Here is a 21688-nt window from a genome sequence, read left to right on the forward strand (position 1 = left end):
AAGTGTTAATGATTAATATCGTGGTTTAACTTAAAATTTGATTAAGTGAATAATGATTGCAAATTTAATAAATAGTTGATCTGTTCTCAGGGGTACATTAATTTGACGATTTATGAGGTGATGAATAGCTCTTGTTAGCTCGTCAGAATACCCGCCAGCCCGTAGCAACAGGCCTGGAAACGATTAAAACAGCAAAGCAGAAAATATTTTCCTGGTGTTTAAATGGCCGCAATAAGCGCGGAGGAATCCTGTCTCAGATCGTACCCCGCCCTAACGGACGCTGTTTTTCCGTTCGGCAAAGTAATGGGCGGGCGTGCTGCCCATCGCTTTACGGAACATGGTGATAAACGCATTCACGGATTCGTACCCGAGCGTTGCCGCCACGTTCTGGACGGGCACGCCGCTGGCCAGCTCCCGCAGGGCAATAATCAAATGCAGCTGCTGGCGCCATCGCCCGAAGCTCAGCCCGGTCTCGCGCTGAATCAGGCGGGCAAACGAGCGCTCGCTGAGGGCAAGCCGTTTTGCCCACTCCTTCAGAGTGCTTCTGTCCTCCGGGCGGCTGACCAGCGCGTCGGCCATGGCGCGAATTTTCGGGTCGGTTGAGACCGGCAGGCTCAGCTTCTGCTGTGGCATGCTGGCGAGCTCGTCAAGCGTGACTCTGGTCAGCCTGGCGACGTGGCTGTCGGGAGGATAATCCACGCCTTCGCGCGTCAGACGATCGACCAGCTCCTTAATCAACGGCGAGATCGCCAGGGTGCAGCATCTCTCCGGCAGTACCGCCGCGCCGGGCTCAATAAACAAATAGTTGAGATGCGCGTTCCAGGTCGCCCTGGCACTGTGCGGGATCCCGCCGGGGATCCAGACGGCGCAGTCCGGCGGCACGATCCAGATGTCATTCTCCGCGTAACAGCTGACCGCACCGTATCGGGCAATAATCAGCTGGCCCTTGCGGTGGGTATGTACCGGCACTTCCGCGGCGTAATCCACGAAGTCCAGATGACGCGCCACGGCAGGGGAGGCGGTGGCGTCAGGGTCATACAGCGTATGAGCGAGTTGAGGCTTCACGATTCTGGCAATATTTAGGTATTTTTTGACAGAATAGAGTATTTAAGGGCGTCTGTAAGCCGGTAATAATCCCGGCATGAAAAACATCTTCTCTCATCCTGTGCGCCTGCCTGACACGTTGCGAAACGACGCGGGCGCGCTGATCTACGCCGCGAAGAGCTTTGCCGCGGCGATGCTGGCTTATTACATAGCGCTCTCGATAGGCCTCGAACGTCCCTCGTGGGCCATTATTACGGTTTACATCGTGTCACAGACGTCAGTTGGGGCATCGCTGAGCCGAAGCCTCTACCGGCTGGCCGGTACCGTGACGGGGGCCAGCGCGACCGTGCTGATTGTGCCCACCTTCGCGAATACGCCAGTCCTGTGTAGCGTGGTGCTGACGGGCTGGATCGTATTCTGCCTGTGGCTCTCCCTGCTGGAGCGCACGCCCCGGGCGTACGCCTTTGTGCTGGCCGGCTATACCGCGAGCCTGATTGGTTTTCCCGCGGTGTCCGATCCCGGCGGCATTTTTAACGTCGCCATTGTCCGCGTGCAGGAGATCGCTATCGGGATTTTCTGCGCGGCGCTGATTCACCGCTACGTGCTGCCCGCGCGCGTCTCGGGGCTGTTCAACGCGAAATTATCCCAGACGCTACAGGCCGCGCGCGGGCGGGTGGCTGATACCTTATCAGGTAAACCCGATGCGGCTTCCGCCCCTCTGCATCTGGCCCTGGCGCTGCAGTTCCTGCAGGGCATAAGCCACCATATTCCGTATGATTTTGCCCTTTCAGCTCCGGTGCGGCAGGCCAGAAAGGCGATCCACGATCGGCTGGCTCGGCTGGTTATCGTCAACTGTGAACTACACGATCGCCTGCCAGCGATCGGAACCCTACCCGCCGACGTGCAGGCGTTGCTGGAGGACGTTCAGGCCTGGCTTGCCGTTGAAGGCGCCAGCAGCACGGCAGAGGCGCTGCGGCTCCGCTGTGCGCTTCTCGTCGAACGGTATGCCGCGCAGGCGCAGACCTTTGACGACGCGTTGCAGGTCAGTTTTATTCGCTACCTCTCGGAGGCCATCGCTCTTCTGCAGCAGTGCGAACGTCTTTCCGGGGCCATCCACCACGCCAAACCCGTCGTTGGGGAGAGGCAAACCCGCGCGGCGAAAGGCTACGTTTTTCACCGGGATCCTCTGACCGCAGCCCGCACGGCGCTGGGGGCTTTCGCCATCATCCTGAGCGGCTGCCTGGTCTGGATCTTCTCAGCCTGGCCGGATGGCGGCACGGCGGTGTCTATCCTGGGGGTCTGCTGCACGCTGTTTGGCAGCTTCGACACTCCGGCGCCCCACATCGTGAAATACATCGTTGGCTCGTTCTGGGGCGTGGTCATTAGCCTGTTCTACAGCTTTGCGCTGCTGCCGCTGGTGAGCGATTTCCCGGTGCTGGTGGCGGTGCTTGCCCCGGCATATCTGCTGGCCGGGTCGCTTCAGGCGCGTCCGCCCACCACGTTTATGGCGATGGGTATTACCCTGACGCTGCCCATTCTGTGCGAGCTGGGGGCGCACTACAGCGGAGATTTCGCCGTTGCGGCTAACACCGCCATCGCGCTCTTTGCCGCCACCGGTTATGCCGTCGTCAGCATGAGCCTGCTGCAAACCGTGCAGGCGGATGGCGCCATCACGCGTCTGCTGAACCTGTGCCAGCGCGACATTTGCCGCAGCCTGAAGGGCACGCTGCGGGTTGATGAAACGCACTGGATCAACCTGATGATGGACCGAACCGCCCTGTTGCTGCCGCGCCTGCAGCGCAGCGAGCGTGCGCCAGAGCAGGCGCTCGGTCGACTGCTGCACGCGCTGCGCCTGGGGCTTTCAGTCATGCATTTACGCCGCAGTGACGCACCGCCCGGCAGGGAGGTTGACGCGCTTTTTCATCGGATAAACGCCGCAGACCGCCACGCCTTACGCGAACGCATCGTTACCCTTATCGAACGCCATCTGCCTGCGGCAGATGAACATACGCGCCAGTTGGTCTTCAGGCTGGTGGATCTGCACTGTGCATTACGGGAGCCGGACCATGGTTAACGATCTCAATATCGGCGGGGTTTTTATTCCGGGGCTGCTGATGGTCGCCCTCGCGGCGCTGGTCTGCACGCTGGGCCTCGTCGCGCTTTTCTCTCTCAGCAGGCTCTACCGGCGCTTGCCGTTTCGCCCGCTGATGGATGTTTCCACCTGGATTGTCACCTTTTTCCTGCTGATGCAGGGCCTGACTGCGTTGGGGTTATTGTCATGAAATCACTGCTTTCTTTACTGGCTCGCTATGCGCTGACGTTAAGCGTCGTCGCGGCGGCCACGCTTCTGGCGTTTCAGATGTGGAAACACTATGCACAAACGCCGTGGACCCGCGACGGCCGCGTGCGGGCGGATGTGGTGCAGATTGCGCCGGACGTCTCCGGGCCGGTCATCAGCGTGGCCGTGCGGGACAATCAGTGGGTGAACCGGGGCGATGTGCTCTACACCATCGATCCGCGCTGGCTTAAGCTGGCGGTGGTCAGCGCGCAGGCTGACGTCGAGTCGAAACGCCATGAAATGCTGATGCGCCAGGACGCGGCCCATCGCCGCACGCTGATTAAAAACGCTATTTCGAGCGAGGATTTACAGCAAACCGGCAGCGCGGCGAACGTCGCGGCGGCCAATTATCACGGCGCGCTGGCCGCGCTGGATCTGGCAGAGCTTAATCTGGCGCACGCCACCGTCCGTGCGCCAGTTTCGGGGTACGTCACGCACCTGCGGCTTCGCCCTGGCGATTATGCGACAGCGGGGGAGACGAAGGTCGCCATCGTCGATGCCCACAGCTTCTGGGTGGTGGGGTACTTTGAAGAGACCAAGCTGCGCCATATCCGCGTCGGGGATGCCGCGCAGGTGGTGCTGATGGGGTACGAGCCGGTCATCACGGGTCACGTGGAGAGCATCGGACATGGGATCGGGGACAGCAACGATGAGACGGGCGGGCTGGGGCTGCCCGACGTCGAGCCCACCTTTAGCTGGGTCCGGCTGGCGCAGCGCGTGCCGGTGCGTATTCATATCGACAGGTTGCCGGAGGGGGTTGAGTTGGTGGCGGGGCTGTCGGCGAGCGTGGCGATAGATAAGGAGTGAAGCGACTATGCTTTGTCTACGAACTTATCAGCTTCAGGAGAATAATGCTGACAAACGCATGCCAGCTTATGTCCGTCAGGATCGCGCAGATAGGCAACATAAAAGTCGGGGCCGTACGCGCTTCGTGTGCCTGGCTCGCCTTCATTCGTCCCTCCTGCAAGAAGGCCCGCAGCATGGAACCGTCTGACAAGGTCCGCGTTATCTGCACTGAATGCGAACATAGTCCCGTTTCCCGCCGTTGCGCGATGCCCGTTAAAAGGAGGACAAATACAGAAGCTGAACCCCTCACCTGGATTATTTTCATCCCCCCACATTGCCCAGCTTTCAGTCCAGGCAGGCAGACGCGAGAAGCCCAGAACGTTAAAAACAGCGTCATAAAAGTTCACGGAGCGCTGAAAGTCGTTTGTACCTATAGTGATATAAGCCAGCATTTTAAGATCCCCGGTCTTCAATAGTCGATTTAACAGCCTTCTGCGTCCTTTTACGGATCCAGCCGTGTACAAAACCTTCTTTTGATCATTTCCCCACAAATGCACTCACTGGTAAATCAAAACGCTTCGCCAGTCTACGCATATGATCCAGCGTTAACGTACGCTGTCCGTTGAGGATCCGACTCACCAGAGACTTCTTACCAATTTCGTTCTCGAAGTCGCTCTGAGTGAGTTGGTACTGATCCATCAGCGTTCGCAATAACGCAACGCCTGACGGAATGCTGGCAACACGCGCGTTAAATTCTGCAAACTCCGGAGACTCGTTTTCGTATTTATCGATCCAGGCGGTGAGCATCTCTACCAGCGGGTTATCGGGTTCGTGTTCTATCAGATACTCCACCAGCGCTAGCGCATCCTCGTAATCCTGGCGCGACGGGCTTGAGCCCATGAAAGGGAGCGCGTTTGTCAGATCCTTTGCCGCTTTGATGGCTGCTGCATAATTCATTCTTTCGTTCTCCGGTAGAGGTCCGTGAGCTTGTCATACTCTGCGTGAGTGCTGATGTGTTTGATGAAAATTTTTCCTCGCTCAAAATCAGCAAAAAACATCACTCTTAAATGTCCACCCCCCACATCAATGACTCACCATTTTTCCCAGTATTTCATCCGATCCAGGCTGGGAAAGCGCTTTCGCATGTCGTCTGGTGAAGGGTAGTGTTCCTTCTTTAGTACCCGGTAAAGATCGTCCAGGGTGAGTGATTGGTTGGGAAATTTTCTGGCCGCTGTGTCGAAAGGCGCTCTTGAGACTACGTGCATCCTTGCCCCTTGTTTTCAGGATGGAAACATTTATGGAGTGTAGTTTTCATATGCTCGTGTGACGGCGCTCATTTAATGAGTGCGAATACTGTATCAGGTGAATGTGAAAGATATGTCCGCTTTGTGCCAGGAGCGGACATATGGGAGGCTCTTATTCGACTTTAGCCAGGCGTATTCTCTCCTTTAATTGCTTATGCTTTTAACATCAGACCTAACATAACTCCTCATCAATATCAGTTAGTTAATATGGTTTTTTATCTGGGGGAGGGATAAAAAATGCTGATGCCATATGAAACATTTTAATAATGACAGAATCTCATGCACTTCGTAATGACCTTTATTTGGGGATGAGATATAACGAGCTTCGAAAATAATTAACATTCTCATAACGTTGTTGAGGTTAAGCATATGAAGCAAGTTGGCATTGTTGGTTGGCGAGGAATGGTAGGTTCTGTTTTGCTGCAGCGGATGTTGGAAGAAAATGATTTTAAGGACATTTCTGTGCATTTTTACAGTACCTCCAGCGTGGGGGCTGCGGGACCTGTCATCGATGGCATAAGCTATACGCTCAAAGATGCGTATTCCATTGATGCGCTTGCGGAAATGGACATCATCATAACGTGTCAGGGCGGCGATTATACTAAAGCGGTTTATCATGTATTAATTGCTCATGGTTGGGAGGGCTACTGGATTGATGCGGCCTCAGCGCTGCGGATGAATGAAAGAGCCTGCATTATTCTCGATCCCGTGAATCGCACCCATATCGATCGTGCCGTCAAAGAAGGTCTTAAGCTCTTTGTCGGTGGCAACTGTTCGATCACGCTCAGTCTGATGGGGCTCGCCGGGCTGATAAAGGCAGATCTCATTGAATGGATGAGCGTGATGACCTATCAGTCCGCATCGGGTGCCGGTGCTCAGTATGTACGGGAATTAATCACGCAAAGCGCGTATATAAGCAGCCATTTGTCAGCCGATGAACTGGCATCGTCAGGTTCAGTACTTCCGTTAGTCAATAAGGTCAGTGAACTGATTAATAGCGCTGAAATGCCGACCCAGAACTTCGGCGCGCCTTTAATGGGTAGCATCATTCCATGGATTGATAGTGATTTAGGCGATGGAAACAGCCGTGAAGAGTGGAAGGGTGAAGCAGAAACGAACAAAATCCTCGGCCTTTCTCCCGGAACGATCCCGGTAAACGGTTTGTGCATACGGGTCGGCGTGATCCGCTGCCACAGTGCTGCAATAACCCTGAAGCTCAAGCGTGACGTCAGCGAAGCGGAGTTTTCGGATTTAGTGACGCATTCTCATCCCTGGGTTAACTATGTGCCTAATAACAAGGAGGAGAGTGTCAGTAAATTGACACCAGCTTTTATCAGCGGTTCGCTCCAGGTGGGAATTGGTCGTTATAAGAAAATGTCGCTAAACAATGACCCGATTTATTCAGTTCTGACGGTAGGTGATCAGCTCTTGTGGGGCGCGGCAGAACCTTTGCGCCGCATGTTAAATATTCTGCTCGGCAGAGTTTGATTCATTTTATTCAGACCAAAGCACCTGCTCGGTAGGTGCTATTGTTATGTGGCGTCGCGTCATATTCTACGCCGCCGCAAATTCAATAGGCATAAATGGCTCACTTCATCGTCCGCTCTTCGCTCTTAACGGACATTCAACAAACAACTCTGTACTTTGAGTAAGGCCGAAATCATGCTTATTACCTCGCAGAATTCCGGCCTTCAGTCACCCGCCTCAGTGCGCCGTTATATAAGGCTCCTTCACAAATTCAGCCAGCAGCCAGACCATATCATGCAGCAGCCCGGTGAGTTCTTTCGCCACGCTCGCAGGCAACGTTCCGCCCATCACCGCCAGCGTTAACGCCACGGCATAATCCACCTGCAACGCCGTTTCCTGCCAGCAGTCCGGCACACAGGAGGTAATCTTTTCCCCTGCGATCAACTGTTCAACCAGATACGACGGAAGCTCCGAGTCACAGCACTCACGCAGCCGCTTAAGCGCAGCCAGCAATCGCTTGCAGAGTGTGGCAAACGTCACCGTATCGTCAGTGTCCACCAGCACGCTAACATACGCAGTGCAGGCGTCAGCCAACTCAAAGAGATCAGCAGAATCGGGAAGTTGCAGGTGAAGAAGGTGATGAACAGCACTTTCCTCAGAAAGCGCGTAAGACAGGGAAGGGATAGTTGTCATGTGATTTTCCTTTTTAAACTTACTCCAGACCACCACATAAGTTCCTACGCTCATGGGTGGTAGCGCTGACGGAGGTAGGAATACCGCACATGACAAAGCGGCCAACCTTTCGGTTGCTCCGCCAGCGCGACCGTATTTTAACGGGATGAACGCTGTCGCGACAAAAATAATTGCCGAGTCATGTTAAACGGGTTCCTACGCCCGGTTACGGATGTGCCGCAACGCAGGCACTTTACGACCGCGAAGAAGGGATGAAAAGGGATCCTCCTGGATTACATAAGGTTACTTGCAGGTTTGCGAGGAGTCTTCCAGAAAGCCCTGTCATCAATATCTTTCCAAATGCCACTCCATGCGTTTATGGTGTTACTTCCCCTTCTACTTTATCAGGTTGCACATATGCCGAGCGCCAGCGAGAGCAAAGACTGGGTCAAATTTGCGCAAACGCCAGGGAAAATAGAGCGCATAGAGGCGTATTTCAGCGGACATGGCTATGAGCCACATCGGCATGACACCTACGCGATAGGCAGAACCTTGTCCGGGGTGCAGAGCTTTCACTATCGGGGCAGTCAACAACACAGCCTACCGGGCGGGACGATGGTTCTGCACCCGGACGAAGTGCATGACGGAGAGGCGGGGACGACTGAAGGATTTCAGTATCGGATGCTGTATATCGATCCGGCGTTAGTTCAGAAAATCCTGGGCGGAAAACCGCTGCCGTTTATTCCCGGCGGGATCTCATCCGATCCCCGGCTTTTTGCGGCGACCGAAACCTTGCTAAAAGCACCAGAAGAACCTGTCGATACGCTGGAAGAAGAGGATGCGCTTTACGATCTGGCCAACACGCTGGCCATGGTGGGAGGACAACGCTTTCGTCGATGCGCATTCGATTATCGTCGCGCAGAGCGTGCACGCGAGTATATTCAAACAGAATTCAGCCAGGACATTACGCTCGACACGCTATCCGAGGTCAGCGGCAGGGATCGCTGGAGCCTGAGTCGGGATTTTCGTGCACTTTACGGAACAAGCCCGTATCGCTATGTGACGATGCGGCGTCTTGAATATTGCCGACGTTTGATTGAAAAAGGCCTGTCTCTTGCTGAAGCGGCCGTTGAGGCCGGGTTTTCTGACCAAAGTCATATGACTCGCCAGTTTATCAAAACGCTGGGGATCTCACCGGGACGCTGGCAGAAAATCATCCAAAACAGCCGCACCTGAGCTGCACAATCATTCAAGACCGGCGCAACGGCCTTACTCTATCCTGGACACTTCTCAACCATAGGGAGTGTCACCATGTATCAACCCATTAATCTGGAAAATAAATTTTCCCTCTTCGACGCGCACTGGCAGCCGAAGGTCATCGCTCAGATGAATGACTACCAGTTTAAGGTTGTGAAAATAGAGGGAGATTTTATATGGCACGCGCATCCTGAAACCGACGAAGCATTTATCGTGGTTGAGGGTGTATTACGTATTGATTTTCGTGACGGGCATGTGCTCGTTAATCCGGGGGAATTGTACGTTGTGCCAAAAGGCGTTGAACATAAGACGTCTGCTGAAACGACGGTAAAAATGATGATGATAGAACCTTGCGGGGTTCTGAATACGGGACACGAAGGCGGGGATCGCACCGCAGAGAACGATGTCTGGATTTGAGGACGAAGGATGACTTGCCGGGTGGCGGCTGCGCCTTACCCGGCCAACAAACCCTCAAAACCCCTATAAGCCGCTATGATTCCTCGCTCATCATCGTCAAAAACCGCCTCACCGTCCGCGAGCGTTCAAAACGCCGCCAGCACAGCGCGATATCGGTATAAAGCGCCGGTGAGCTTAACGCATGATAGGTCACATTCGGCGGTGAAATGGCCGCCATGGATTTCGGCACCAGCGCAAACCCGCCGCCGGCGGAGACCATGCTCAGGGACGACGAAAGCTGTGACGATTGCAGCGCGTGCTGCACGTCAATTCCGGCCCGCTCGCAGCAGCCGTGCACCCGGTCATACAGGCCCGGCGCGACCTCCTGCGGGAACAGCACCACCGGCGTACCCCGAAGCTGCTCTAACGCCAGCGAACCGCAAGCCGCCAGCGGATGGTCGCGATGCAGCGCCACCACCATCGGCTCCCGGTCGAGGATTTTAATTTCAAACATCTTACTGCTCTCGCACGGCAGGCGTACGAAGGCAATATCCAGTTCACCCTCCGCCAGCATCGTCGTCAGCGACGACATATTGGCCTCCACCTGGTGAACCTGCACCGCCATGTTCTGCACCTGAAACTGGCGAATCAGCGCGAAAATTTTTGGGTGAAAGGCATCTGAACTGGTGATCCCAATCGACAGATTGCCGTTCAGCCCGCGCGCGATGCCGCGGGCCTTTTCCAGCGCGGCATCGCTCAGCGCCAGGATCTTGCAGGCATCCTCATAGAACGCTTCTCCCGCCTCGGTCAGCTCCACGCCCCGCGTCAGGCGTCTGAACAGCGGCGTGCCGACTTCCTCTTCAAGCCGTTTGATCTGCTGACTCAGAGGAGGCTGTGAAATACCCAGCGCTTCGGCCGCCCGGGTGAAGTGTCGCTCGCGTGCAACCGCGACAAAATACCGCAGATAACGAAGTTCCATATCTAAAACGTCTCAAACCAGCATGGTTTCTATATTGGAACTCTCTGCTGAATCGGGTCAACATTTATTTAACCTTTCTAAATAAAGTTGAAGAGGACGAGCACGATGACGCATTCATCTGCCTGCGACTGTGAGGCCAGCCTGTGCGAGACCCTGCGCGGGTTCTCAGCCCAGCATCCTGACAGCGTGATCTACCAGACATCGCTAATGAGCGCCCTGCTAAGCGGCGTGTACGAAGGGGAGACGACGATCGCCGACCTGCTGGCACACGGTGATTTTGGTCTCGGCACCTTTAACGAGCTGGACGGTGAAATGATTGCCTTCAGCAGCCAGGTCTACCAGCTGCGCGCCGACGGCAGCGCCCGGGCCGCGAAGCCGGAGCAGAAAACGCCGTTTGCGGTAATGACCTGGTTCCAGCCGCAGTACCGCAAAACCTTCGATGCGCCGGTCAGCCGTCAGCAGATCCACGACGTGATTGACCAGCAGATCCCCTCCGACAACCTGTTCTGCGCGCTGCGCATTGACGGCAATTTCCGCCACGCCCACACCCGCACCGTACCGCGCCAGAAGCCGCCGTACCGGGCGATGACCGACGTGCTGGATGACCAGCCGGTGTTCCGCTTTAACCAGCGTGAAGGGGTGCTGGTCGGGTTCCGCACCCCGCAGCATATGCAGGGCATTAACGTGGCGGGGTATCACGAACACTTCATTACCGACGACCGTCAGGGCGGGGGCCATCTGCTGGACTACCAGCTGGAGAGCGGCGTGCTCACCTTCGGCGAAATACACAAGCTGATGATTGATCTGCCCGCCGACAGCGCGTTCTTACAGGCCAACCTTCACCCCAGCAATCTTGATGCAGCGATCCGTTCCGTCGAAAACTAACAGGAGAACTACCGTGAACAGTGAGAAACAGTCACGTCAGTGGGCGCACGGCGCCGATATGGTTGTCGGCCAGCTGGAAGCGCAGGGCGTGAAGCAGGTGTTCGGGATCCCGGGTGCGAAAATCGACAAGGTATTTGATTCCCTGCTGGACTCCTCCATTGAGATCATCCCGGTGCGTCATGAGGCCAACGCGGCGTTTATGGCGGCGGCGGTCGGGCGGCTGACCGGCAAGGCCGGGGTGGCACTGGTCACCTCCGGGCCGGGCTGCTCTAACCTGATCACCGGCATCGCCACCGCCAACAGCGAGGGCGACCCGGTGGTGGCGCTGGGCGGGGCGGTGAAGCGGGCGGATAAAGCCAAGCTGGTGCACCAGAGCATGGACACCGTCGCCATGTTCAGCCCGGTCACCAAATACGCCGTGGAGGTCAGTTCACCGGACGCCATTGCCGAAGTGGTATCGAACGCGTTTCGCGCCGCCGAGCACGGCAGGCCGGGGGGCGCGTTCGTCAGCCTGCCGCAGGATATTGTCGACCAGCCCGCGACGGGCGCGATTTTACCCGCCAGCGGTCCGGCGCTGATGGGCCCGGCACCGGAATCAGCCATTAACGACGTGGCGAAGCTTATCGAAAACGCCAAAAACCCGGTCATCTTACTCGGCCTGATGGCCAGCCAGCCCGCCAACAGCGCCGCACTGCGCAAGCTGCTGGAGAAAAGCCGCATTCCTGTCACCAGCACCTATCAGGCCGCCGGGGCGGTAAACCAGGAGCACTTCACCCGCTTTGCCGGACGCGTCGGTCTGTTCAATAACCAGGCGGGCGACCGGCTGCTCCATCTGGCGGATCTGATTATCTGCGTAGGCTACAGCCCGGTGGAGTACGAGCCGTCCATGTGGAACAGCGGCGACGCGACGCTGGTGCACATCGATGTCCTGCCCGCCTATGAAGAGCGTAACTACGTGCCGGATCTGGAGCTGGTGGGGGATATCGCCGAAACGCTGAACCTGCTCGCAAACCGGATCGACCATAAGCTGGAGCTGAGCCAGCGTGCGTCAGAAATTCTGGTCGATCGCCAGCATCAGCGGGATCTGCTCGATCGCCGCGGCGCCTCGCTCAACCAGTTTGCCCTGCACCCGCTGCGCATCGTGCGTGCCATGCAGGACATCGTGAATAACGACGTGACGCTTACGGTGGATATGGGCAGCTTCCACATCTGGATCGCCCGCTACCTCTACAGCTTCCGGGCGCGTCAGGTGATGATCTCCAACGGTCAGCAGACCATGGGCGTCGCCCTGCCGTGGGCCATTGGCGCATGGCTGGTGAACCCGGGCCGCAAGGTTGTGTCGGTCTCCGGTGACGGCGGTTTTTTACAGTCGAGCATGGAGCTGGAAACCGCAGTGCGCCTCAACGCCAACGTGCTGCACATCATCTGGGTGGATAACGGCTACAACATGGTGGCCATTCAGGAAGAAAAAAAATACCAGCGCCTTTCCGGCGTAGAGTTCGGCCCTGTCGATTTCAAAGCGTATGCCGACGCCTTCGGCGCGAAGGGCTTTGCCGTGGAGAGCGCTGAGGCGCTGGAACCCACGCTGCGTGCGGCAATGGATGTGGACGGCCCTGCCGTGGTGGCCATTCCCGTCGACTACAGCGATAACCCGCTGCTGATGGGCCAGCTCCATCTCAGCCAGATTTTGTGACTCAATATAAGGACAGAGAAATGCAAAAAGTTGCTCTCGTAACAGGCTCAGGCCAGGGGATTGGTAAAGCGATCGCGCTTCGCCTGGTGAAGGATGGCTTTGCCGTCGCCATCGCCGACTATAACGTTGAGACGGCAAAAGCCGTCGCCGATGAAATCACCCGCAACGGCGGCAAGGCCGTCGCCGTGAAGGTCGATGTCTCTGACCGCGAGCAGGTATTTGCGGCGGTGGAGAAAGCCCGCACCGCACTGGGCGGCTTCCACGTCATCGTCAACAATGCCGGGATTGCGCCATCCACCCCCATCGAATCCATCACGCCGGAGATTGTCGACAAGGTCTACAACATCAACGTGAAAGGGGTGATCTGGGGCATTCAGGCTGCCATCGACGCGTTTCGCAAAGAGGGGCACGGCGGCAAAATCATCAACGCCTGCTCCCAGGCGGGCCACACCGGCAACCCTGAACTGGCGGTGTACAGCTCAAGCAAGTTCGCGGTGCGCGGCCTGACTCAGACCGCAGCGCGAGACCTTGCGCCGCTGGGCATCACCGTTAACGCTTACTGCCCGGGCATCGTTAAAACGCCGATGTGGGCGGAAATCGACCGTCAGGTCTCCGAGGCGGCGGGTAAACCGCTAGGCTACGGGACTGAAACCTTTGCCAAACGCATTACGCTTGGCCGTCTGTCCGAGCCGGAAGACGTCGCCGCCTGCGTCTCATACCTGGCCGGGCCGGATTCCGACTACATGACCGGCCAGTCGCTGTTGATTGATGGTGGGATGGTGTTCAACTAAAAACGTAATACTAATAAGCTCTGACATGAGTTTTCCCCTGCCTCCGTGCAGGGGCTTTTTTTTGTCTCCTCAGCCATTGTGCATTACACTGCGCGCTGCAAAACTTTAGTCTTGAGATCTGACAGGCGGTAACAGCGATGAACGGTACAATCACAACGTGGTTTAAAGATAAAGGCTTCGGATTTATCAAAGATGAAAACGGCGACAACCGCTATTTTCATGTGATTAAGGTCGCCAACCCCGATCTGATTAAGAAAGATGCCGCGGTAACCTTCGAGCCGACCACCAACAACAAAGGCCTCTCCGCCTACGCGGTGAAGGTGATTCCTGAGAGCAAGTACCTCTACATTGCGGGCGAGCGCGTGAAGCTCACCTCGATCAAATCCTTCGTGGTGTTCAGCGAAGAAGAGCCGGTTGAGACTAAAATCGACAAAGAGAATGCGGTGCTGTCGGTGGGGCTGCTGATGAACAGCATCAAGCCGAAATCCGACAAGAAGCCGGGCGAAATGCGCACGGTGAAGAAGCTGGCGATCACCACCTTCCAGAACACAACGATGATCTTTACCGAAGATGAGATCGACATCGACGCTACGGTGAAGCTGCTGAAGTGATTTTATGCCGGGTAGCGGCGACGCGTTACCCGGCCTGCACGTTCTCCCTTTCCGACCGCTTTTTAACCTGCTATAACAAACTCCTTACCTTTCAGGGAGTCACCGCCGTGCCCGAAATCAATCAACATGGTCAAACCGTTAACGATATCGTCCCGGACTGGAAATGCGCCCGCGTCTTAACCCGCACCCCGCTCACCGGTCATTATTGCCGCCTGGAGCCGCTGGACGCCGATCGCCATTCGGCTGATTTATACGAAGCTTACGCGCTGGGTGATGACAGCGACTGGACGTGGCTTGCAAGCACCCAGCCAGAAAGCGTGGAAGCCACCGCGCACTGGGTGCTCGGCAAGGTGATGGATGACGATCTGGTCCCGTTTGCGGTAATCGATTTACGCACTGAAAAAGCGGTAGGGCTGGTGAGCTACATGGCGATTGAGCGGTTTCAGGGCTCGGTGGAAATCGGCCACGTCACCTGGTCGCGCAGGATGAAAGGCACCCGCATCGGAACCGAAGTGGTCTGGCTGCTGCTGAAAAATGCCTTCGAGCACAAGTACCGTCGGCTGGAGTGGAAATGTGATTCGATGAACACCGCCTCACGCCGCGCGGCGGAGCGGCTGGGGTTTGTCTGGGAAGGACGCCTGCGCCAGAAGCTGGTGCGTAAGGGGCGCAACCGCGACAGCGATATGCTTTCGATTATTGACGGCGAATGGCCGCAAAGGGATGCGGAGCTGCGCGCCTGGCTGGCGGCTGAGAATTTTGACGCCCAGGGGCGGCAGATTAAGCGGCTGGAGGCGTTTCGTTTATAAGCTTTTTATGTAGGGTACAGCGCAAAGATGCAGTTAATCCGCGGAAATCGCGATTTCAATCAGGTTGGTTTTTCCTGACTGCAGTCCGCGGGTTACCGCTTCGGCGATGTCTGCGGCATCGGTTATCCGACAACAGCGAATGCCCATGGCGGTGCCCAGCGACTGAAAATCGATGTGCGGGTTAACCAAATCCATCCCGATAAAGCGCCCCAGCTGCGTCGAGCTGTAGCCCGGCTGGCCCTTCATAAAGTTTTTAAGAACGTTGTACTCCCGGTTGTTCATCACGATAAAGGTGACCGGCAGGTTTTCGTGTGCCGCCGTCCAGAGCGCCTGCGGTGAATACAGCGAGGCGCCGTCGCCCATCAGGCACACTACCGGCTCGCGGCCCAGCCCCAGCGAGTGGCCCACCGCCGCAGGCATACCCCAGCCCAGACCGCCGCCGCGCATGAAATAGTAGCGCTGGTGCTGCGGGTCGGAGATAAAACGCCGGACATGTCTGGCTGTGGCAATCGCTTCATCAACAATGGTGACGCCCGGCGGAACGGCTTTGATGACTTCATAGGCCGCCACCATCGGCGAAATAGCCGGGCGCAGCCGCTCGGCAGCCAGACGTTCTTCCTGCAGTTGCCACTCTTTTTCACGTTCAGCGCGTGCCGTTTTGAGCAGCCGCTGATGCGTCAATTTGCCTGCCACCAGGCGCTGCGCAAGCAGAGGTAAGAGCGCCTTCAGGGAGAGTTTGATATCCCCCATCACCGACAGGCGTGTAGCGTAGGTGCGGCCCAGCTCGTTCATGTCGGCGGAGAGCTGGTAGACCGCGCATGAGCCCGGAATCGCGTCTCCTTCGCTGTATAATATGGTGATCAGGCTTCTACCCCCGATGATAAACACCGCGTCGTAGGCGTTAACGATGCTGGCAATTTCACTGGCGGTGGTAGGCATATTGCCGCGCCAGAGGGCATGCTGCGTGGGAAAGGGCAAATTCAACGGCCACGATGAGCCGTAAACGTGTGCACCTAGCGCTTCTGCAAGCTGGACAATCTCCGGCGTTGAGCCGCTGGAGTGAACTTCATCCCCCGCCACAATCATGATCCTGCCGGGCGTAACCTGGCTCAGCTCCGCCGCCAGTTCGTCCAGCGAGCCCGCCACGGTGTGGTAGTTCACTTTGGAGGCCGTTTGTATCCCGGCGTCGCTCAGCTCTTCCATCACGTTCATTGGCAGAGAGAGCAATACGGGACCGGCGGGGGGATAGCTGGCAGCATGGAACGCGCGACGCACAAGAACCGGGAGCTGGTCGGCGCTGGTGACCTCCTGCGCCCATTTCACCACCGGCGATCCAATGGAGACTATGTCATCGTACAGGAGCGGGTCGCGCACGTAGTGCCGCGTGTCCTGCTGCCCGACGGTGACAACCAGCGGCGTTTTCATGATCCGCGAGTTGATTAAATTTCCCATTCCGTGCCCGAGACCGCTGGCGGTGTGCAAATTGATAAAACCGGTCTTGCCGGAGGCTTTCGCGTAGCCGTCAGCAATGGCGACCACGCTGCTCTCCTGGAGCGCCAGAATATAATGAATATTTTCATGCCGGAGCAGGGCGTCAATCAGCGGGAGTTCCGTCGTGCCGGGGTTGCCAAATATATATTCCACGCCTTCACTCTCAAGAACCTCAAGGAGAATATCGGCACCTGTTCGCATATTTAAATCTGATAAGGACGTTAATGACTTAATCATAATGACACCTCATTCAGCGTTATTTAAGTCATGCTAAAATTCTTCCTGCGTTGGCCGGACGACAATTTCATTTACATCAACATCATCAGGCTGCTCGATAGCAAATAATACGGCCCGCGCAATGGCATCTGCCGGAATAGCTTGCTTATAAAATTCATGCAGGAATTTTTTACTCTCTTCGTCAGAACTGCCGAACTGCAGTTCGCTCTCGACCGCACCGGGGGAAATAAGCGTAGTGCGGACCGTTTTACCCACCTCCTGACGCAAGCCTTCGCTCAGCGCGCGGACGGCGAATTTCGTGGCGCTGTAGACCACGCCGCCGGGCGCAAGCACCTTAATACCGGCCACAGACGCAACGTTAATAAAATGCCCGCCACCCTGGCGCTGGAACACCGGTAACGCCGCCGCAATGCCGTATAAAACGCCTTTAAGATTGGTATCGATCATCCGATCCCACTCGTCGGTCTTGCGCTCGCTGATGGGGGCGATAGCCATAAAGCCCGCATTGTTGATCAGCACATCGACGCGTTGGTATGCGGCAACGGCAGCGTCAATCGCGTGCTGGACCTCCTCCTGACGGGTCACGTCCGCCTTCACGGCAATCGCCCGGCCGCCCTGCTGGATGATGCGATCCACCAGGGCGTTAACTCTGTCCAGGCGACGCGCCACCAGTACCAGCGAAAAGGGCTTATTCGCTAAATACAGGGCAATAGCCTGACCGATACCGCTGCTGGCGCCGGTGATAACAACAACTTGGTTTGCACTATTATTCATGATCTTATCTCGCGGTTGAGTGATGCAAAAATAAAGGCAGGGGAGAATTAAAGAATAATGACGTTTTCTTTAATTTCAGGTTTAAATATATTGTATATTTCGAATGGAAAGACATTCGATTAAACTTAGTTGAATTGCGGGAGCAGTGTCAACAGACTTTTAAATAAACAAATTAATTGCAGGGTAATATTTATTTCTTATAGGTATCGAAAAATATTATCGTAATGAAGGGATGTATTGAAAACCCTCTCGTTTTACGGAGAGGGCAGAATATTAAACGTTCTGTAATGCCTGACGAACCGGCGCGCCGTTCGCCACGTAATACGCCGCCGTGCTCTTCGCCAGCGGCTCGCGCCCGCGAATGGCATCCGCAATTTTCTCGCCGATCATAATCGTGGTGGCGTTCAGGTTGCCGGTAATAATCTGCGGCATAATCGACGCATCCACCACGCGTAGCCCTTCCAGCCCGTGAACGCGGCCTTCGCCGTCGACCACCGCCATCTCGTCGTAGCCCATCTTGCAGGTGCCGCACGGGTGGAACGCGGTTTCCGCGTGGTTACGCACGAACTCGTCCAGCTGCTCGTCGGTCTGGCACTCGACGCCCGGGCTGATTTCGCGGCCGCGGTACTTGTCCAGCGCGGGCTGGTGCATGATCTCGCGGGTGATGCGGATCGCGTCGCGGAACTCCTGCCAGTCCTGCTCGTGGGACATATAGTTGAACAGGATCGCAGGATGCTGGTGCGGATCGCGGGATTTAATCCGCACGTGCCCGCGGCTCGGCGAGCGCATCGATCCGACGTGGCACTGGAAGCCGTGCTCTTTTACCGCGTTCGAGCCGTTGTAGTTAATCGCTACCGGCAGGAAGTGGTACTGAATGTTCGGCCATTCGAACTCCTCGCGGCTGCGGATAAACCCGCCCGCTTCGAAGTGGTTGCTCGCCCCTACGCCGGTGCCGCCAAACAGCCATTCGGCGCCAATCTTCGGCTGGTTCCACCACTGCAGGGCAGGGTAGAGGGAGACCGGCTCTTTGCACTCGTACTGAAGGTACATCTCCAGGTGATCCTGGAGATTTTCGCCCACGCCGGGCAGGTCGTGCACCAGCGGAATATCAAACTGCTTCAGCAGGTCCGCGCTGCCCACGCCGGAGCGCTGGAGGATCTGCGGGGAAGCAATGGCCCCTGCGCACAGCAGCACCTCTTTGATCGCCGTCGCGTTGGACGGAATAGTGCTTTCACCCTCCAGCCACTCGACGCCCACGGCGCGCTTGCCGTCGAACAGAATGCGATCGGTCGTGGCGTGGGTGCGGATGGTCAGGTTCGGGCGCTGTTTTGCCTGGTCCAGATAGCCGCGTGCGGTGCTGGCGCGTCGGCCCTGCGGCGTGACCGTGCGGTCCATCGGGCCGAAGCCTTCCTGCTGGTAGCCGTTGAGATCCTCGGTGCGCGGATAGCCCGCCTGCACGCCAGCCTCCACCATCGCCTCAAACAGCGGGTTCACGCCCGGCTTCGAGGTGGTAACGCTCACCGGACCGTCGCCGCCGTGGTAGTCATTCGGGCCCACGTCGCGCGTCTCTGCCTTGCGGTAGTAGGGCAGGCAGTTGAGGTAGCTCCAGTGCTCCAGGCCCGGCTCTTTCGCCCAGTGGTCGAGATCCATCGCGTTACCGCGGATGTAGCACATGCCGTTGATCAGCGACGAGCCGCCCAGCCCTTTACCGCGTCCGCACTCCATGCGGCGGTTGTTCATGTACGGCTCTGGCTCGGTTTCGTACGCCCAGTTGTAGCGCTTGCCCTGCAAAGGGAACGCCAGCGCGGCGGGCATCTGGGTGCGGAAGTCAAAGCGGTAATCCGGCCCGCCCGCCTCAAGCAGCAGGACGGTGGTGTTCGGATCTTCAGTCAGTCGCGTTGCCAGGACGTTGCCGGCAGAGCCGGCCCCGATAATGATGTAGTCAAATTGCAAATAAACCTCCCGGTTAAAATATGGACTGGAATTTACCCATCTCAACCTGGATGGACTTCACTTGGGTGTAGCTCTGCAGCGTCATCACACCGTTCTCGCGGCCAATGCCGGAGTGTTTGTAGCCGCCGACCGGCATCTCTGCGGCGGATTCACCCCAGGTGTTGATCCAGCAGATGCCCGCTTCGAGCTGATGAATAGCGCTGTGGGCGCGGTTCAGGTCGGCAGTGACGATGCCCGCCGCCAGCCCGTAGTCGGTGTCGTTGGCGCGGCGAATGGCTTCTTCATCGGTTTCATAGGTGAGGATGGACATCACCGGGCCGAAGATCTCTTCGCGCACGATGGTCATCTCGTCGGTGCAGTCGGTGAACACGGTCGGGGCGACCCACGCGCCGTTGTCAAAGCCGTCGCCCTTCAGCACGTCGCCGCCGCACAGCACGTGGGCGCCTTCCTCTTTGCCTTTGGCGATGTAGCGCATCACGCTGTCGCGGTGCGGGAAGCTGACCATCGGGCCGAAGTTGGTACGTTCATCGAACAGATCGCCTGCGCGGATGCGGCCCACGCGCTCAACGATTTTCTGCTCAAACGTTGCTTTAAACTTCGCGGGCACGAACACGCGGGTGCCGTTGGTGCACACCTGGCCGGAGCTGAAAAAGTTCGCCATCATGGCGATGTCTGCCGCGAGATCCAGATCCGCATCGTCAAAAATAATCAGCGGGGATTTGCCGCCCAGCTCCATCGTCACCTCTTTCAGGGACGAGGCCGCCGAGTTGGCCATCACCTTTTTGCCGCTGGCGACGCCGCCGGTGAAGGAGACTTTCGCGATGCCAGGATGCTCGGTCAGGTACTGGCCGGTTTCCGCGCCCACGCCCGGCAGGACGTTAAACACGCCGTCCGGCAGGCCCGCTTCGGTGTAGATCTCCGCAAGCTTCAGGGCGGTGAGCGGCGTCACTTCGCTTGGCTTGAAGATCATCGCGTTGCCTGCCGCCAGCGCCGGGGCCGATTTCCACAGGGCGATCTGGATCGGGTAGTTCCACGCGCCGATGCCCGCCACCACGCCCAGCGGCTCGCGGCGGGTGTAGACGAACGAGGTGTCGCGCAGCGGGATCTGGCTGCCTTCCAGCGCCGGGATCAGCCCAGCGTAGTACTCCAGCACATCCGCGCCGGTGACGATATCGACGGTTGAGGTTTCGGAATACGCTTTACCGGTGTCGAGGGTTTCCAGTTTCGCCAGATCGTCGTTGCGTTCGCGCAGGATGTCGACGGCGCGTCGCAGAATGCGCGAGCGCTCCATGGCGGTCATTGCCGCCCAGATTTTTTGCCCGCGTTTTGCGCTTTCCACGGCGCGGTCGACATCTTCTCGCCCGGCGGCCTGTACGCTCGCCAGAACTTCACCGTTGACCGGGTTGATGGTCTCGAAGGTGCGACCGCTGGTGGCGGATGTATAACCACCATTGATATAAAGCTGCTGTTCTGCCATTCGGGACATAAATTCTCCTCGGTTATTCGGTCGGTAAATGCTGGCTGATAAAGTGGCTGGTGAGCGACTGCGCCAGGGTTTTGTCCAGCGGCTTGCCGCTCAGCGCGGCGCGCAGCCACAGCCCGTCGATCAGCGCCGCGAGCCCGTAGCCCGCCTCTTCAGCCTGTTCACGCGGCAGCTCGCGGCGGAACTCGTACACCAGGTTTGAGAGCAGGCGGCGGCTGCTGACCTGCTGCAGGCGATAGAGCATCGGCTGGTGCATGCTGCTTGCCCAGAAGGCCAGCCAGGCCTTCATCGCCGCGCCGCTGACCTGGGTTTCATCGAAGTTGCCGCTGACAATCGCCTGCAGGCGCTGCTCCGCGCTGCCGCCCGGCAGGGCGTGTAAACGGCTCAATACCGCGTCGCGCAGCTGGCCGGTAATGTCGCGCATGGTCGCTTCCAGCAGGCCGTTTTTGTCTTTGAAATAGTGACTGATGATCCCCGTGGACACGCCCGCCCGACGGGCGATTTGCGCGATGGTCGCATCGTGCATGCCCACTTCATTAATTGCTTCCAGCGTGGCGTCGATAAGCTGCCTGCGCCGGATCGGCTGCATCCCCACTTTGGGCATTTTTGCCACTCCATTCATCAGCGTTGGTTATATATTAAAGCGGTTTTTGATTGGACGTTCAATATAAAATGTGTCTTAATTGTTGCGGATTTGGATTTTAATAGTTACAAAAACAGT

The 21688-nt window shown here is 57.2% G+C and carries 21 protein-coding genes and 1 pseudogene; 11 read left to right on the forward strand and 11 right to left on the reverse strand.

The window, feature by feature from the left end; translation table 11 throughout:
* Positions 1-270: 270 nt before the first annotated feature.
* Positions 271-1065, reverse strand: a complete 795-nt coding sequence (locus tag URZ40_RS20665) for a helix-turn-helix transcriptional regulator (protein WP_316380753.1) — start codon at positions 1063-1065, stop codon at positions 271-273.
* 76 nt (positions 1066-1141) lie between these two features.
* Between URZ40_RS20665 and URZ40_RS20670 the strand changes: the two genes are divergently transcribed.
* The 3 genes from URZ40_RS20670 to URZ40_RS20680 are packed head-to-tail and all read left to right on the forward strand — an operon-like array spanning position 1142 to position 4189.
* Positions 1142-3118, forward strand: coding sequence for an FUSC family protein (locus URZ40_RS20670; RefSeq protein ID WP_316380752.1), 1977 nt, complete (start codon positions 1142-1144; stop codon positions 3116-3118).
* Positions 3111-3326: a DUF1656 domain-containing protein gene (locus URZ40_RS20675; RefSeq protein WP_033144858.1), complete on the forward strand. Its 216-nt coding sequence runs from the start codon at positions 3111-3113 to the stop codon at positions 3324-3326. Before URZ40_RS20670 ends, URZ40_RS20675 begins: the two co-directional genes overlap by 8 nt.
* Positions 3323-4189: an HlyD family secretion protein gene (locus tag URZ40_RS20680; RefSeq protein WP_316380751.1), complete on the forward strand. Its 867-nt coding sequence runs from the start codon at positions 3323-3325 to the stop codon at positions 4187-4189. Before URZ40_RS20675 ends, URZ40_RS20680 begins: the two co-directional genes overlap by 4 nt.
* Before the next feature lie 5 nt (positions 4190-4194).
* Here the strand turns inward: URZ40_RS20680 and URZ40_RS20685 are convergent, their stop codons facing one another.
* From URZ40_RS20685 to URZ40_RS20695, 3 genes and pseudogenes are all read right to left on the reverse strand, one after another.
* On the reverse strand, positions 4195-4620 hold the full coding sequence (locus URZ40_RS20685) for a VOC family protein (protein WP_316380750.1): 426 nt from the start codon (positions 4618-4620) through the stop codon (positions 4195-4197).
* An 85-nt stretch (positions 4621-4705) separates the two neighbouring features.
* The gene (locus URZ40_RS20690; RefSeq protein WP_320721078.1) at positions 4706-5125 is read right to left on the reverse strand and encodes a helix-turn-helix domain-containing protein; all 420 of its coding nucleotides are present in this window, start codon (positions 5123-5125) and stop codon (positions 4706-4708) included.
* A pseudogene (locus URZ40_RS20695) lies at positions 5122-5433 on the reverse strand (type II toxin-antitoxin system HigB family toxin). Before URZ40_RS20695 ends, URZ40_RS20690 begins: the two are co-directional and overlap by 4 nt.
* A 408-nt stretch (positions 5434-5841) precedes the next feature.
* Between URZ40_RS20695 and asd the strand changes: the two are divergent.
* A complete protein-coding gene (gene asd, locus URZ40_RS20700) occupies positions 5842-6960 on the forward strand; it encodes an aspartate-semialdehyde dehydrogenase (RefSeq protein WP_320721079.1) in 1119 nt (372 codons plus the stop codon).
* Positions 6961-7176: 216 nt separating this feature from the next.
* Here the strand turns inward: asd and URZ40_RS20705 are convergent, their stop codons facing one another.
* Positions 7177-7632, reverse strand: a complete 456-nt coding sequence (locus URZ40_RS20705) for a hypothetical protein (protein WP_320721080.1) — start codon at positions 7630-7632, stop codon at positions 7177-7179.
* A gap of 396 nt (positions 7633-8028) precedes the next feature.
* Between URZ40_RS20705 and URZ40_RS20710 the strand changes: the two genes are divergently transcribed.
* Positions 8029-8847 carry an AraC family transcriptional regulator gene (locus URZ40_RS20710; RefSeq protein ID WP_320721081.1) on the forward strand — a complete coding sequence of 273 codons (819 nt, stop codon included), beginning with the start codon at positions 8029-8031 and terminating at the stop codon, positions 8845-8847.
* Positions 8848-8922: 75 nt separating this feature from the next.
* The gene (locus URZ40_RS20715; RefSeq protein ID WP_320721082.1) at positions 8923-9285 is read left to right on the forward strand and encodes a cupin domain-containing protein; all 363 of its coding nucleotides are present in this window, start codon (positions 8923-8925) and stop codon (positions 9283-9285) included.
* A gap of 73 nt (positions 9286-9358) precedes the next feature.
* On the opposite strand, the gene URZ40_RS20720 is transcribed toward URZ40_RS20715, so the two are convergent.
* Positions 9359-10243 (reverse strand): LysR family transcriptional regulator, encoded by an 885-nt coding sequence (locus URZ40_RS20720; RefSeq protein ID WP_116341314.1) that lies wholly within the window; start codon positions 10241-10243, stop codon positions 9359-9361.
* 105 nt (positions 10244-10348) lie between these two features.
* Between URZ40_RS20720 and budA the strand changes: the two genes are divergently transcribed.
* From budA to URZ40_RS20745, 5 genes are all read left to right on the forward strand, one after another.
* Entirely contained in the window at positions 10349-11128 is a 780-nt protein-coding gene (budA, locus tag URZ40_RS20725; RefSeq protein WP_116341312.1) for an acetolactate decarboxylase, read from the forward strand.
* Positions 11100-12821 (forward strand): acetolactate synthase AlsS, encoded by a 1722-nt coding sequence (gene alsS / locus URZ40_RS20730; protein WP_395313811.1) that lies wholly within the window; start codon positions 11100-11102, stop codon positions 12819-12821. The genes budA and alsS overlap by 29 nt, the downstream gene beginning before the upstream one ends.
* A gap of 20 nt (positions 12822-12841) precedes the next feature.
* On the forward strand, positions 12842-13612 hold the full coding sequence (locus URZ40_RS20735; RefSeq protein ID WP_316380746.1) for a (S)-acetoin forming diacetyl reductase: 771 nt from the start codon (positions 12842-12844) through the stop codon (positions 13610-13612).
* Between the two features lie 137 nt (positions 13613-13749).
* Positions 13750-14223, forward strand: a complete 474-nt coding sequence (locus URZ40_RS20740) for a cold shock domain-containing protein (RefSeq protein ID WP_316380745.1) — start codon at positions 13750-13752, stop codon at positions 14221-14223.
* 107 nt (positions 14224-14330) lie between these two features.
* Positions 14331-15029 carry a GNAT family protein gene (locus URZ40_RS20745; RefSeq protein ID WP_316380744.1) on the forward strand — a complete coding sequence of 233 codons (699 nt, stop codon included), beginning with the start codon at positions 14331-14333 and terminating at the stop codon, positions 15027-15029.
* Between the two features lie 33 nt (positions 15030-15062).
* On the opposite strand, the gene URZ40_RS20750 is transcribed toward URZ40_RS20745, so the two are convergent.
* The 5 genes from URZ40_RS20750 to betI all read right to left on the reverse strand — a co-directional run bounded on the left by URZ40_RS20750 (position 15063) and on the right by betI (position 21571).
* Positions 15063-16757 carry a thiamine pyrophosphate-binding protein gene (locus tag URZ40_RS20750; RefSeq protein ID WP_320721083.1) on the reverse strand — a complete coding sequence of 565 codons (1695 nt, stop codon included), beginning with the start codon at positions 16755-16757 and terminating at the stop codon, positions 15063-15065.
* Between the two features lie 33 nt (positions 16758-16790).
* Positions 16791-17531, reverse strand: coding sequence for an SDR family oxidoreductase (locus tag URZ40_RS20755; protein ID WP_163330504.1), 741 nt, complete (start codon positions 17529-17531; stop codon positions 16791-16793).
* Between the two features lie 273 nt (positions 17532-17804).
* A complete protein-coding gene (gene betA / locus URZ40_RS20760) occupies positions 17805-19484 on the reverse strand; it encodes a choline dehydrogenase (protein ID WP_232935908.1) in 1680 nt (559 codons plus the stop codon).
* A gap of 13 nt (positions 19485-19497) precedes the next feature.
* Positions 19498-20970 carry a betaine-aldehyde dehydrogenase gene (gene betB / locus URZ40_RS20765; RefSeq protein WP_320721084.1) on the reverse strand — a complete coding sequence of 491 codons (1473 nt, stop codon included), beginning with the start codon at positions 20968-20970 and terminating at the stop codon, positions 19498-19500.
* Positions 20971-20983: 13 nt separating this feature from the next.
* On the reverse strand, positions 20984-21571 hold the full coding sequence (gene betI / locus URZ40_RS20770) for a transcriptional regulator BetI (RefSeq protein ID WP_116341295.1): 588 nt from the start codon (positions 21569-21571) through the stop codon (positions 20984-20986).
* Positions 21572-21688: the final 117 nt, after the last annotated feature.

It is taken from the genome of Enterobacter sp. 296B2 (genome assembly GCF_034106185.1).
Taxonomy (GTDB): domain Bacteria; phylum Pseudomonadota; class Gammaproteobacteria; order Enterobacterales; family Enterobacteriaceae; genus Enterobacter; species Enterobacter cloacae_N.

What these genes read in the sequence shown, in the direction of transcription:
- URZ40_RS20670 (WP_316380752.1), top strand. Translation starts at nt 1,142, where the DNA reads ATGAAAAACATCTTCTCTCATCCTGTGCGCCTGCCTGACACGTTGCGA.
- URZ40_RS20675 (WP_033144858.1), top strand. Translation starts at nt 3,111, where the DNA reads ATGGTTAACGATCTCAATATCGGCGGGGTTTTTATTCCGGGGCTGCTG.
- URZ40_RS20680 (WP_316380751.1), top strand. Translation starts at nt 3,323, where the DNA reads ATGAAATCACTGCTTTCTTTACTGGCTCGCTATGCGCTGACGTTAAGC.
- URZ40_RS20685 (WP_316380750.1), bottom strand. Translation starts at nt 4,620, where the DNA reads ATGCTGGCTTATATCACTATAGGTACAAACGACTTTCAGCGCTCCGTG.
- URZ40_RS20690 (WP_320721078.1), bottom strand. Translation starts at nt 5,125, where the DNA reads ATGAATTATGCAGCAGCCATCAAAGCGGCAAAGGATCTGACAAACGCG.
- asd (WP_320721079.1), top strand. Translation starts at nt 5,842, where the DNA reads ATGAAGCAAGTTGGCATTGTTGGTTGGCGAGGAATGGTAGGTTCTGTT.
- URZ40_RS20705 (WP_320721080.1), bottom strand. Translation starts at nt 7,632, where the DNA reads ATGACAACTATCCCTTCCCTGTCTTACGCGCTTTCTGAGGAAAGTGCT.
- URZ40_RS20710 (WP_320721081.1), top strand. Translation starts at nt 8,029, where the DNA reads ATGCCGAGCGCCAGCGAGAGCAAAGACTGGGTCAAATTTGCGCAAACG.
- URZ40_RS20715 (WP_320721082.1), top strand. Translation starts at nt 8,923, where the DNA reads ATGTATCAACCCATTAATCTGGAAAATAAATTTTCCCTCTTCGACGCG.
- URZ40_RS20720 (WP_116341314.1), bottom strand. Translation starts at nt 10,243, where the DNA reads ATGGAACTTCGTTATCTGCGGTATTTTGTCGCGGTTGCACGCGAGCGA.
- budA (WP_116341312.1), top strand. Translation starts at nt 10,349, where the DNA reads ATGACGCATTCATCTGCCTGCGACTGTGAGGCCAGCCTGTGCGAGACC.
- alsS (WP_395313811.1), top strand. Translation starts at nt 11,100, where the DNA reads ATGCAGCGATCCGTTCCGTCGAAAACTAACAGGAGAACTACCGTGAAC.
- URZ40_RS20735 (WP_316380746.1), top strand. Translation starts at nt 12,842, where the DNA reads ATGCAAAAAGTTGCTCTCGTAACAGGCTCAGGCCAGGGGATTGGTAAA.
- URZ40_RS20740 (WP_316380745.1), top strand. Translation starts at nt 13,750, where the DNA reads ATGAACGGTACAATCACAACGTGGTTTAAAGATAAAGGCTTCGGATTT.
- URZ40_RS20750 (WP_320721083.1), bottom strand. Translation starts at nt 16,757, where the DNA reads ATGATTAAGTCATTAACGTCCTTATCAGATTTAAATATGCGAACAGGT.
- URZ40_RS20755 (WP_163330504.1), bottom strand. Translation starts at nt 17,531, where the DNA reads ATGAATAATAGTGCAAACCAAGTTGTTGTTATCACCGGCGCCAGCAGC.
- betB (WP_320721084.1), bottom strand. Translation starts at nt 20,970, where the DNA reads ATGTCCCGAATGGCAGAACAGCAGCTTTATATCAATGGTGGTTATACA.
- betI (WP_116341295.1), bottom strand. Translation starts at nt 21,571, where the DNA reads ATGCCCAAAGTGGGGATGCAGCCGATCCGGCGCAGGCAGCTTATCGAC.